Genomic DNA, 12,509 nt, shown 5'->3' with positions numbered 1-12,509 from the left:
TTTTTTTGTGCGCAATTTTTACAAATTCCAAAAGGAATTTTAAGTAGATGTTTCTCAACGTTTCAAATTGTCTTCTATTTTTCAACTTAGAACCCGGTAAACTTGCTTCAAGGCAGTTTATTTGTATTTTTGATCCCTAAATTTGTGCGGATGAATTATATATTATTTGACGGTTCTGTCAGGAACCGCTTACTCCCTTTTACCTTTACCCGGCCTGTAGCCGATATTAGAGTAGGTATTCTTACAATTCGGGAAAAATGGGAATTCCTTTTAAAATCTACCACTTCTACAGTTACTGAAGGTTATTTAGCCGAAAAATGGCCTATGGTAGAACTGGAAGAAAACATAATGATAAACGCTTCTTTTCTTCCAAATCCTCAGTTTTTACAGCAAATACAAAATCTAAAGCTTAACCAGGCGATTTTTCATAAGGAAGATATTGTTGCTTTTCACGCTTACAAAGATCAGGAAGTGGCTTTAGATGATTATGAGCAGATAGAGTTGGCTGATGGAGTAATTCAAATAAATAATTCCTGGGATATTTTTTCCAAAAACGGAGAAGCCATTGAAGCCGATTTTGAAATTATAACCAAAGACCGGCAATCCCAGCCAATTCACGAATCTAATTATGTAAAAAACCCAGAAAGGATTTTTATTGAAGAAGGAGCCGAAGTAGAGAATTGCTCCCTTAACGCTTCTTCCGGTCCAATTTATATCGGGAAAGATGCAAAAGTACTGGAGGGTAGTCTTATAAAAGGCGCGCTCGCGGTTTGCGAAGGTGCTTTGGTGAAAATGGGTGCTAAAATTTACGGTCCCACTACACTTGGCCCTGGATGTCGCGGTGGTGGCGAGATAAACAATGCTGTGCTTTTTGCGAATTCTAATAAAGGACACGACGGATATTTAGGAAACTCGGTTTTAGGAGAATGGTGCAATCTTGGCGCGGATACCAACAATTCTAACCTGAAAAATAATTATGCTGAAGTGCGTATCTGGGATTACGAGACTGAAGGTTTTGCTAAAACTGGATTGCAGTTTTGCGGATTAATGATGGGTGACCATAGTAAATGCGGAATAAACACGATGTTCAATACCGGAACAGTTGTTGGCGTGAGTGCTAATATTTTTGGAGCAGGATTTCCACGGAATTTCGTCCCCAGTTTTAGTTGGGGCGGCAGCGCCGGGATGACAACTTACAAAACCCAAAAAGCTTTTGAAGTTGCTGAAATAGTAATGCAACGGCGAAACATAGAATTTTCAGAGGAAGATAAAAAAATCCTGGAACACGTTTTCGAAGAAACCAGTAAGTGGAGGAGAGGGTAAATGCTCTTTTTTTTAATTAGAACATTACTTTCCAAAATATTATTATAAAAATCAACATAAAGACAGCGGAGAATATCAATATTTTCCGCTGTCTTCTTTTATTCTCCAGTCTTATTTTCTTTCTTATTTCAAGGATTTCAACTGAATTTACTTCTTCAGATTTAATACCCTGAATTCCTGAGCCGGTAGACTTTTGAAACTTATCAGTCTTCGATTTTCTTTCTCGACGATTATTTTTAAAAATTACATTGGCACCGCTTGAACTTCCTCCAAAACCCATATCATTTAAATTAGGATAATATAAAACTTCATTTTCACTTCAATTTAAGAAGTCTTTCTAAAAAAAGTAGCTTCATAAGTATTACTGTTTCCAACATTATCGGTTACGATTATTTTTAGCTGGTTTTCAGAATCTGTGACTACGCCATCGCTAAAATCGTGGGTTAACGTATTATTTTTATACTCATATTCCATCAGGATGAATTTGCCGTTTACCGTTGCACGGTAACTTTTAATTCCGGAAAGGTCGTCGCTTATTTTTACCTGTAAAGTACTGTTGCTGGAAATCCACTGGCCATCGTTAAAGTTGGTAGGCCAAATTTTAGGCGGTGTAACATCTGAAGCAAGCGTGTATTCCCCAAAAGTCCTTGTCCCGGTGGTAAAACGGTTTGCCTTCTTATAGGTTGAAGAGTAATTAGGTCTATTGCCATAACCTAATCTGGCGATAAAGAGTTTTTCTTTTTCTTCAGCCGAGTACTCACTTACGTCAAATCCAATTGTTATATTTTTATGAAGCGGGGTGTGGTCGTTATGAACTTTCACTTTGTCTTCTCCAAATTCAATATCCAGATAGGTATCGTGATAAAGGCTTCCTTTCGGAATATAAACATCCATTCCGTTTGCTTCAGTGACAAATGGTTGATTTGCTTGAGCGAAGTAATCGGTTTTTTCTTCTTTCTTAGGCGGAATATCGTTTCGCTGCATTCCCTGAATAGGAATTCTTATCACGCGTTGGTTTCCGGCAAAGTCGCTCACTTTTATGGTATAATTATAATTAAGACTGTCTTGAATATGAAGCTCTCCTTTATTCACTACGTCCTCATACAAGCTTAGCGGATTTCCGTTTTCAACAAAAAGCTTTTGAATGCGTTTTCTGTTTTTACTGTAATATTCATAATCGATTAGTTGATTAAGGTGACGGCTTTCGGCAAAAGAAAACCGCTTAAATGGTAAGGTGAATACGCGATCTCCATTTAGCTCAGCTTCAATTTTATAAACTCCATTTCGGTTGGGCGCTCCATCCTGCTGATCTACTGAGGAAACCCCAAAACCTATGTTGCCACAAGCATCAATTTCACTCGCAATATAAGTCCCATCTTCGAGTGGAGTGAGGTTTATTTTTTGTCGCTCTCTTGAATTATTTACGTGCGCTTCTGCATCTAATGGATAGGCATATAAACCATCTATAATTGGCGCACGATTATCTTCTATATTTATTCCAAAGAGCTTTGGGTTCATTGGTCGCTGACTGCCATCACGAATTTCAAAATGCAGGTGAGGGCCACCGCTGCCGCCGGTGTTTCCGCTAAAAGCTACAAGTTCATTTTCTTCTACCTTTAATTCGTCTGCTTCAGGAAAAAGTTCTATTTCATAAGTTTCGTTCGCATATTGCCGTTTCTTGATATAGGCTTCAATTTCAGGTGAAAATTCTTTTAAATGGGCGTACACTGTGGTATAGCCGTTAGGATGCTGCACATAAAGCGCTTTTCCGTAGCCGTAATGCTGAATATTGATTCGGCTTACATATCCTTTAGCTGAAGCGACCACATTTAGTCCCTGCCTTTGCTGGGTTTTGATATCTAAACCACTGTGAAAATGATTGGAACGCAGTTCTCCAAAAGTACCTGAAAGAACTAGCGGAACTTCCAGTGGTTTCTGAAAATAATCCTGCGGAAGCTGCGCCTGAGCGAAGATGGCAGTGCCAACAAATAAGAGAATAAGCGTTAAAATAGATTTCATGTAAATTTTTTATTTGAGGTATTACGGGGCAGTAAAGTTAATTAAAGTTTAACCAAAAATTAAAGCCTTAGTGCTTAGAAACTTAGCAATAGTCTTGCCGATTTTTAAAAATAGACGAAAAAACAATTGGCATATTAGAGCGCGAATGTTAACTTTGTGGGGACAAGCATTACATTTGGCTTTTATGAGTGAATTGACAGAAATCGTTGATAGCCTTGAAAATAGGATTAGTAAATTGCTTCATAAATATGAAAATTTAAAGCAGAATCAAAGTTCTATAGAGGAAGAAATGACAGCTGTTAAAGAGGAAAATCTTAGATTAACTCAACAACTTGAACGTTCCAATCAGGAAGTTCAAAACCTCAAAGCCGCCAATGCAATGCTGGGCAGTACCGAATTCAAAACAGAAACTAAGCTTAAATTAAACAGCTTAATAAGAGAAATTGATCAATGCATTGTTCAATTATCTGAATAATAAATATGGCCGATAAACTAAAAATAAAACTTTCTATTGCAGATCGTGTGTATCCTTTAACCATTAATCCACAACAGGAAGAAGGTTTACGCAAGGCAGCGAAGAAGATTGAGGCTATGATTAAGCAATTTGAGCAAAGTTATGCCGTAAGGGATAAGCAGGATGTATTGGCGATGTGCGCTTTGCAATTTGCCGCCCAAACCGAGCAAAAAGATATAGATAGATCTACCGATACGCTTAAAGCAGAAGATAAACTTAAATCACTTAACGATTTACTGCAGAAGCATTTGGTGTAATGAGCGTTCTTTAAATAAATAAAGGTTACTGCCTGTATTAGTGATATTTTGATAAACTCAACAGAGATTCTTTAAAGAGGGTGAGTCTAAGTTGTAAAAGCGCGCCGCTCCCGATTTTTCGGGATGAGCGGATTCTTGATCAGCTTGTTAGCCCTAAACTTGTTTTTAAGGAGTTTAATCCAAAAACCCATCTAATACAGGCTTTTTTTATACATAAATTTTAAATATGGAAATATTATTAAATATAGTTATCGGGGTTATTGGGACAGCAATAGGATTTGCTATTGCCAAGCAATTGGAGCGAAAAAGAGCTTCACAAACCATCAAGAACGCTAAGAAAACGGCGGCAAATATTCTTAAAGAAGCTAAATCTGAAGGAGAGAGTATCAAGAAAGATAAGATTCTTCAGGCCAAAGAGAAGTTCATTGAATTAAAATCGGAGCATGAGAAGGTAATTCTAAACCGGGATAAGAAAATGAACGATGCCGAAAAACGCATCAGGGATAAAGAATCTCAGGTTTCTGGAGAACTTTCCAAAAACAAGAAACTCAATAAAGAATTTGAAGATAAGTTAGCCGATTATAATCATCGTGTTGAATATCTTGAAAAGAAACAGGAAGAAATCGATAAACTTCATAATAGCCAGATTCAGCAATTAGAAGTAATATCAGGACTTTCTGCCGATGAAGCTAAAGCACAACTCTCTGAAGCGCTTAAAGACAGTGCCAGGACAGATGCAATGGCCTTAATTCAAGATACTATAGAAGAAGCTAAACTAACTGCACAGCAGGAAGCAAAGAAAATTATAATCAATACCATTCAGCGAATAGGAACTGAAGAAGCTATTGAGAATTGCGTTTCGGTTTTCAACCTGGAAAGCGATGATGTTAAGGGTAGGATTATTGGCCGTGAAGGTAGAAACATAAGGGCTATTGAAGCTGCAACCGGTGTGGAAATTATTGTAGATGATACTCCTGAAGCTATTATCCTTTCTTGTTTTGATTCTGTTAGGAGAGAAGTTGCCCGTTTATCTTTACACAAACTGGTAACTGATGGTAGAATTCACCCGGCCAGAATTGAAGAAATCGTTAAGAAAACCCGTAAGCAAATTGACGAGGAAATTATAGATATTGGAAAACGTACGGTAATCGATCTCGGAATTCACGGTCTAAACCCTGAATTGATCAAATTAGTAGGCCGAATGAAATACCGTTCGTCTTACGGACAAAACTTACTACAGCACTCCAGAGAAGTTGCAAAACTTTGTGGTGTGATGGCTTCAGAGCTTGGAATTAACCCTAAACTCGCCAAACGTGCCGGATTACTCCACGATATTGGTAAAGTGCCGGAAACCGAAACAGAAGTACCTCACGCAATCCTTGGAATGCAATGGGCCGAAAAGCACGGTGAAAAACCGGAAGTTTGTAATGCTATTGGTGCTCACCACGACGAGATAGAGATGACCTCCTTGCTTTCACCTATTGTTCAGGTTTGTGATGCTATTAGTGGTGCCAGACCGGGAGCGAGAAGACAGGTGCTCGATTCTTATATTCAGCGTTTAAAGGATCTTGAAGAGATCGCCTTCGGGTTTGGTGGTGTGAAAAAAGCTTACGCTATCCAGGCAGGACGTGAACTTCGCGTAATTGTAGAAAGCGAAAAAGTAAACGACGAAAAAGCTTCAAATCTTTCTTTTGAAATTTCTCAAAAGATCCAAACCGATATGACTTACCCGGGACAGGTTAAAGTAACTGTAATTCGGGAAACCAGGGCGGTTAATATTGCTAAGTAGGATAGAGAAATATTAAAATACTTTATAAAAAAGGGTGATTGGAATTTAATTTTCAATCACCCTTTTTCGATTCTATCTGTTTCGCGATTGTAAATTTTATTTCTTTTAATTTGAAAACCTAAAAAGGATCCTCACCTTATTTTCAAGGGAGGTGGTCGCAGACCGGAGGGGTTTGTTTTTAAAATGTCTCAGTTCTTATACTTTGCGGAGTGTCTAAACCCTTTTTAAGCTTTATAATCATCGTCATCATAAATATTCTCGTAAGAATTGCCCTTTGTGACAAAAAACTCGCCGGTTACATATCTATAATGTTCATCTAAAGCGGCTATTGCTTCCAGATCGTCTTCATTTAAATTTAAACCTGCACTGGCAAGATTTTCTATAATTCTGCCTTCATTGGTAGATTTTGGTATTACTGCAGTTCCTCGCATTTCACTCCACTTAATTAAAACCTGTCCCGCACTCGATCCGTGTTTTTTAGCGATCTTTTTTATAACCGGATTTTCTAATAATGAAGGTTCGTCTTTTGCTTTCAACCCGTCTGGCCGGTCGCCACTTCCAAGGGGCGAAAATGCAGTAACGTGAATATTATAGTTACTGCAAAATTCCAGTAATTCATTTTGTTGCAAATAGGGATGTAATTCTACCTGGTTCATTTCGGGATGTTCTGAAGATTCTTCCATTAATTCTTCCAGTTTCATAGTGCTAAAATTGGAAACCCCAACGTGTTTTACCAAACCTTGTTTTTTTGCTTCCAACATCATATTCCAGGTTTCAATTAGAGGTGCTTCTTCTAATGATAAATATTCATCATCATTTTCAGGAAAACTCACATCGGGTTTAAAAGCCACAGGCCAATGAATTAAATAAAGGTCTAAATAATCTAGCTGCAGGTCTTTTAATGTCTTTTTTAATGCAGGGATTACATCTTCTTTTTTATGGGCATTATTCCATAATTTTGAAGTAATCCATACTTCTTCGCGTTTTATTTTTCCTTCAGCAAAAACTTCAGCGAAAGCTTCACCTACTGCGTCTTCATTCCCGTAGGTTGCAGCACAATCAATATGTCTGTAACCATTATTCAATGTAATTTTCACCGCTTCTTTAACTTCTTTATTTCCAGATTTCCAGGTACCTAATCCTATGGTCGGCATTTCGTCACCGTTCTTAAATTTTAAAGTTTTCATTTTCGAGATGTTTTAAGGAAAACAAGGTTTCCGTAGCAATTTTTAAAAATTATTCGATTGAAAATACTAATAAATAACGGCTTTTCGAAGATTTGGAACGGTTTTAACCGAACTTTAATATAAGCTATCGCCGTGGATGAAATTGCTCCATAACTTCCCGAAGGTGTTTTCGGTCTACGTGCATATACACTTCAGTAGTGGTAATGCTTTCGTGACCCAACATTTGTTGAATAGCACGTAAATCGGCGCCATTTTCCAGTAAATGCGTAGCAAAAGAATGCCTAAATGTATGCGGACTTATCTTTTTCTGAATTCCGGCCTTTTCGGCAAGACGTTTAACTATGGTAAAGATCATTGCCCGGGTGAGTTGGTTTCCTCTTCGGTTTAAAAACAAGGTGTCTGAAGCATCTTTATTAATCTTCTGGTGAATTCTAACCTCGTCCTTATAAATATTGATAAACTTCTGCGTATAATCTGAAACCGGGACAAAACGTTGCTTATTTCCTTTTCCAGTCACTTTTATAAAACCTTCTTTAAAGAAAAGGTCTGAAATTTTAAGTTCTGTAAGTTCGCTAACCCGCAAACCACAACCATATAGTGTTTCCAGAATGGCACTGTTACGTTCGCCTTCAGCCTTGCTTAGATCTATAGTTGCAATAAGCAGATCTATTTCTTCAGTAGAAATGGTATCGGGTAATTTTCGGCCTATTTTAGGGGATTCTATGAGGTCTAAAGGATTGTCTTTGCGGTAATCTTCAAAAACCATATAAGTGAAGAACCCCCGAATGCCAGAAATTATTCTCGATTGTGAACGTGCATTTACATCTCTTGCGATTTCATAAATAAATTGTTGCAAGTCTTCTTCGGAAATTTGAATAGGGGAGACTTCCAGTTTTTTAACTTCTAAAAAGTTGATAAGTTTTACAACATCCAGCCTGTAATTAGTAATGGAGTTATCTGAGAGTCCGCGTTCTATACGAAGGTAGTTGCAATAATCCTGTAATGCTGCGGCCCATTTCATACGTTAAAGATATAAACAATTTGCCTTAATCTTAGTAATACTTTAGGCTTACATAACATTTTATTAAGAAGCCTGTCCCTACATTTGCCCTTGTAACACTAACAAAAATGAAAGTAATGAAAAAGTCGATTTTAATTGCAGTAATTGCCGTATTTGGTTTTACTAGCGCAGCAAGTGCACAGGAATTTGTGTATTTTGGAGCAAAAGGTGGAGTGAATTTCACCAACATGACTTCAGATGGTTTTGAAGATGAAAAAAGCCGAACAGGATTTCATTTAGGTTTACTTTCTGAAATTCCTTTAAGTGAACGTTTTTCCCTTCAGCCAGAGGTGCTTTATGCAACTCAGGGACTGGAAGCAAATAGAACTTTCGCCGGACAGAATTTTAATGGAGAGTATCAGCTTGATTATATTCAAGTGCCTGTTTTAGCCAAGATCTACCTTATAGATGGATTGTCTATAGAGGCAGGGCCTTCTTTTAACTTTTTAGTAGAAGAAGAGTATGATTTTGAAAGTAGTATGGGTGATGCAGAATTTGATACTGAAGCCGGAAGTACTTTTGAATTTGGGGGAGCAATTGGTGCTTCTTACAAATTTAACAATGGTTTCTTTGCTTCTGCGAGATACACTCAAGGATTTACAGATGTGTTCGATAGTGACAACTGGGACGATGATGCTATTAAAAACAATGGGATCCAGTTAGGTATTGGATTAATGTTTTAAGACCAATATTAACACCTATGATTATAAAGCGGGAACTTTAAGGTTCCCGCTTTTTTTATACCTGAAATCCTGTAATTCGCTGTAAATAAGTGCTTTGTTTGCTTTTTGTAATATCTTTATGTAAATAACCAAAATAGCAAAATTATGAAACGATTAGTACTTATTTTTTGTTTTATGCTAATGGGTGCTACTGTAATGCACGCTCAAAGTGGATTAAGAGTTGGTGCAAATATTGGCTTACCCGTAGGAGATATTGAAGAAGCTAGTAATTTTCAGGCCGGGGCAGATTTAGCCTACATGGTTGGCGTAGCAGATATGTTATATGTTGGCCCTAAAATAGGCTATACCCGCTTTTTTATGGATGAAGATAATTTTGGAGGCTTTGAAGTAGACGATCCTGCATTTCTACCCATTTCAGCATCTGGCCGTGTTTCCCTGGCAAGAGGTTTTTTCTTCGGAACCGATCTTGGCTATGCGGTAGGTTTGAATGATGGAAACGATGGGGGCTTTTATTATCGGCCACAAGTTGGATATAATTTTGGGATAATAGGTATAGTGGGCTCTTATACCGGAATTAGTGTAGATGGTGGAAACATTGGCTCCATAAATTTGGGAATCGAATTCGGATTATAATTAAAATTAATCAACCAGAAATTACCCTTCTTAAAATTTGGACTTCCCCCAATGGATGTTTCTTTTTTCTGAAGGGTTTTTTATAGATCAACTATTTCTTATTTTTTACCTTTACAAGTATAACCAGCTAAGCGGTAAAAAATGAAAATAATGATAATCAACGGGCCAAACTTAAATCTTTTAGGGACCCGTGAACCTGATACCTACGGAAGTAAAAGCTTCGAAACTTATTTTTCTGAGCTTCAGTTCAAATTTAAAAAAACAGAACTTTCCTATTTTCAAAGTAATATAGAGGGAGAACTTCTTGATAAACTTCACGAAGCCGACAGAGACTTCGACGGTATTGTTTTAAACGCAGCTGCCTATACACATACTTCAATTGGTTTAGGAGATGCGGTAAAAGGCATAAAAACCCCGGTGGTAGAAGTGCATATTTCCAATACTCATTCCCGGGAAGAATTCAGGCATAAATCGTATATCGCACCCAATGCCAAGGGTGTGATCCTTGGCTTTGGACTACTGGGTTATGATCTGGCCATTCAGAGTTTTTTAAATGAACATTGATGAAAAAGGCTTATTTAAACTGGAGTAGTGGAAAAGATGCCGCATTGGCGCTATTTAAAGTTCGGCAGGAAGGAGAATATTCGGTTCAAAAATTAGTGACAACGGTTAACACAGAATTTAACCGAATCTCCATGCACGGTGTGAGAATAGAATTACTCCAAAAGCAGGCCGATTATTTAAAATTGCCCCTTCATCAAATTAAATTGCACGGCGAGGTTTCTATGGAAAGGTATAATGAGGTGATGGCGATAGAAACCAACAAGCTTTTAGATGAAGGTTTTACCCATAGTATTTTTGGTGATATATTCTTGGAAGACCTGAAGCGTTACCGGGAAAAACAATTGGAGGAAATTGGAATACAGTCAGTGTTTCCGCTTTGGAAACAAAATACAAAAGAGCTTTTGGAGGAATTTATTGAAATCGGATTTAAAGCGATTGTAGTTTGTGTAAATACAGATAAACTCGATAAATCTTTCTGCGGAAGAATTATTGATCAAAGTTTTCTAAAAGATCTCCCTGAAAATGTTGATCCCTGCGGTGAAAACGGTGAATTTCACACCTTTGTTTTCGATGCACCAATTTTTAAGAAACCTATTGAATTTGTCAAAGGAGAGATGATTGAGAAATCTTATAAACCTGCTGAAAAATCAGCCGATAATTGTTTTTCCGAAGATCAAAAATCCTGGGATACGAGTTTTGTTTATTGTGATTTGTTGTTGAAATAGAGTATCTAAATATTCTGGTTTCGTAAAGCTGAAATTGTTTCAGCTTCTAACATAATTTAATTTTTCAATTTATTAGATCCTGAAACAATTTCAGGATGACGTTAAACAAAAAAATCCCCGAAGCATTACTGCCTCGGGGATTTTGTTTTTCAAATCTTTTTCTATTACTGCTTAAATATGAATGACTTCATCGTAAGCAGCAGCAACAGCTTCCATCACCGCTTCACTCATCGTTGGGTGAGGGTGAACTGCTTTTAGTACTTCGTGACCTGTAGTTTCCAGTTTACGTCCAAGAACCGCTTCAGCGATCATATCTGTAACTCCAGCACCAATCATATGGCAACCTAACCATTCGCCGTATTTGGCGTCAAAGATCACTTTTACAAATCCGTCAGATTTTCCTGCGGCCTTTGCTTTTCCTGAAGCAGAAAATGGGAATTTACCTACTTTAAGTTCGTATCCCGCTTCCTTAGCTTGCTTTTCAGTCATTCCAACAGATGCAATTTCAGGCGTAGCATAAGTACAACCAGGGATGTTTCCGTAGTCTAATGGCTCAACGTCAATTCCTTTAATTTTTTCAACACAAAGAATTCCTTCGGCAGACGCAACGTGGGCCAGCGCAGGGCCGTGCACTACATCACCAATGGCATAAATTCCGTCCACATTGGTTTTATAAAAATCGTCTACGATAATTTTATCCTTTTCGGTCTTGATCTTAAGATCTTCAAGACCTATATTTTCAATATTGGTTTTGATTCCAACTGCAGAAAGTACCACATCTGCCTCAAGCGTTTCTTCGCCTTTTTTGGTCTTAACCTTGGCTTTTACTTTTTTACCTGAAGTATCTACACTTTCTACCGAAGAATTGGTCATTACCTTAATTCCGGCCTTTTTAATGCTGCGCTCAAATTGTTTAGAGATTTCTTCGTCTTCTAAAGGCACAACATTTGGTAAAAATTCTACTACAGTTACATCAGTTCCCATAGCGTTGTAGAAATGAGCAAACTCAACTCCAATAGCACCGGACCCAACCACGATCATAGATTTTGGTTGTTTTTCCAGGCTCATTGCTTCACGGTATCCAATTACTTTTTTACCATCCTGTTTAAGGTTAGGCAATTCGCGAGAACGCGCACCGGTAGCTATAATAATATTATCGGCCTGGTATTCTTTAGTTTTATCGTCTTTATCGGTGACAGCGACTTTCTTTCCGGATTTTAGTTTTCCGTAGCCTTCTATTACGTCAATTTTGTTCTTCTTCATCAGGAACTGAACTCCTTTGCTCATTCCCGCCGCTACATCACGGCTACGTTTAATCACTTTAGAAAAATCCTTATCTGGATTTTCCAAACTCAATCCGTAATCTTCGGCGTGTTTCAGGTAATCAAAAACCTCGGCACTTTTTAAAAGCGCTTTAGTTGGGATACACCCCCAGTTTAAACAAACACCCCCAAGGCTTTCTTTCTCTACAATAGCGACTTTAAATCCTAATTGTGAAGCTCTAATAGCGGTTACGTAACCTCCAGGGCCACTACCTAAAACAATGATATCGTATTTACTCATATTCGGAATTTTTATTATGCTTAGTAACTTTCCCGAGACAGGCCAAATCGTAATAAAAAAGGGCGTGCTTCAAGACCATTTTTAAATCTCGCTTAGCGAGTTAAGTTGCGAATTTAAGGAATAATCACTTAAACTGAAAGTTTTAACTGGGAGTATAGCTACTAAGTAAAAGGAAAGTATGATACGCTGAAT

Annotated in this window: 12 protein-coding genes and 1 other RNA gene; 9 read left to right on the top strand and 4 right to left on the bottom strand. The window is 37.7% G+C overall.

The window, feature by feature from the left end; translation table 11 throughout:
* Window positions 1–150 precede the first annotated feature (150 nt).
* Entirely contained in the window at window positions 151–1,323 is a 1,173-nt protein-coding gene (locus tag LB465_RS05105) for a GlmU family protein (protein ID WP_224467764.1), read from the top strand.
* A gap of 324 nt (window positions 1,324–1,647) precedes the next feature.
* Here the strand turns inward: LB465_RS05105 and LB465_RS05100 are convergent, their stop codons facing one another.
* The gene (locus LB465_RS05100) at window positions 1,648–3,342 is read right to left on the bottom strand and encodes a M23 family metallopeptidase (protein ID WP_224467761.1); all 1,695 of its coding nucleotides are present in this window, start codon (window positions 3,340–3,342) and stop codon (window positions 1,648–1,650) included.
* Window positions 3,343–3,526: 184 nt separating this feature from the next.
* Between LB465_RS05100 and LB465_RS05095 the strand changes: the two genes are divergently transcribed.
* The 4 genes from LB465_RS05095 to rny all read left to right on the top strand — a co-directional run bounded on the left by LB465_RS05095 (window position 3,527) and on the right by rny (window position 5,902).
* Window positions 3,527–3,817, top strand: a complete 291-nt coding sequence (locus LB465_RS05095; protein WP_224468053.1) for a hypothetical protein — start codon at window positions 3,527–3,529, stop codon at window positions 3,815–3,817.
* A gap of 5 nt (window positions 3,818–3,822) precedes the next feature.
* A complete protein-coding gene (locus tag LB465_RS05090) occupies window positions 3,823–4,113 on the top strand; it encodes a cell division protein ZapA (protein WP_075327237.1) in 291 nt (96 codons plus the stop codon).
* A gap of 55 nt (window positions 4,114–4,168) precedes the next feature.
* Window positions 4,169–4,289, top strand: a non-coding RNA gene (ssrS, locus tag LB465_RS05085) — 6S RNA.
* Window positions 4,290–4,339: 50 nt separating this feature from the next.
* Window positions 4,340–5,902 (top strand): ribonuclease Y, encoded by a 1,563-nt coding sequence (rny, locus tag LB465_RS05080; protein WP_224467759.1) that lies wholly within the window; start codon window positions 4,340–4,342, stop codon window positions 5,900–5,902.
* 224 nt (window positions 5,903–6,126) lie between these two features.
* Here rny and LB465_RS05075 read toward each other — a convergent pair whose 3' ends face one another.
* Together LB465_RS05075 and xerD are read right to left on the bottom strand one after the other, a co-directional pair.
* Window positions 6,127–7,089 (bottom strand): aldo/keto reductase, encoded by a 963-nt coding sequence (locus LB465_RS05075; RefSeq protein ID WP_224467757.1) that lies wholly within the window; start codon window positions 7,087–7,089, stop codon window positions 6,127–6,129.
* A gap of 124 nt (window positions 7,090–7,213) precedes the next feature.
* A complete protein-coding gene (xerD, locus tag LB465_RS05070) occupies window positions 7,214–8,110 on the bottom strand; it encodes a site-specific tyrosine recombinase XerD (RefSeq protein WP_224467755.1) in 897 nt (298 codons plus the stop codon).
* 116 nt (window positions 8,111–8,226) lie between these two features.
* On the opposite strand from xerD, the gene LB465_RS05065 reads away from it, so the two are divergent.
* The 4 genes from LB465_RS05065 (at window position 8,227) to LB465_RS05050 (ending at window position 10,754) form a co-directional block, all read left to right on the top strand.
* Window positions 8,227–8,832, top strand: coding sequence for a porin family protein (locus LB465_RS05065; protein WP_224467753.1), 606 nt, complete (start codon window positions 8,227–8,229; stop codon window positions 8,830–8,832).
* 144 nt (window positions 8,833–8,976) lie between these two features.
* The gene (locus LB465_RS05060; protein ID WP_224467750.1) at window positions 8,977–9,465 is read left to right on the top strand and encodes a hypothetical protein; all 489 of its coding nucleotides are present in this window, start codon (window positions 8,977–8,979) and stop codon (window positions 9,463–9,465) included.
* Between the two features lie 141 nt (window positions 9,466–9,606).
* Window positions 9,607–10,029: a type II 3-dehydroquinate dehydratase gene (gene aroQ, locus LB465_RS05055; RefSeq protein ID WP_224467748.1), complete on the top strand. Its 423-nt coding sequence runs from the start codon at window positions 9,607–9,609 to the stop codon at window positions 10,027–10,029.
* Window positions 10,029–10,754: a Dph6-related ATP pyrophosphatase gene (locus LB465_RS05050; RefSeq protein ID WP_224467746.1), complete on the top strand. Its 726-nt coding sequence runs from the start codon at window positions 10,029–10,031 to the stop codon at window positions 10,752–10,754. Before aroQ ends, LB465_RS05050 begins: the two co-directional genes overlap by 1 nt.
* Window positions 10,755–10,925: 171 nt before the next feature.
* Here the strand turns inward: LB465_RS05050 and lpdA are convergent, their stop codons facing one another.
* The gene (gene lpdA / locus LB465_RS05045; protein ID WP_224467744.1) at window positions 10,926–12,317 is read right to left on the bottom strand and encodes a dihydrolipoyl dehydrogenase; all 1,392 of its coding nucleotides are present in this window, start codon (window positions 12,315–12,317) and stop codon (window positions 10,926–10,928) included.
* Window positions 12,318–12,509 lie beyond the last annotated feature (192 nt).

Source organism: Salegentibacter lacus (assembly GCF_020164555.1).
GTDB classification, from domain to species: Bacteria; Bacteroidota; Bacteroidia; order Flavobacteriales; family Flavobacteriaceae; genus Salegentibacter; species Salegentibacter lacus.
Note: the sequence above shows the minus strand (reverse complement) of the source record. Positions and strands in the feature narration are given on the sequence as shown.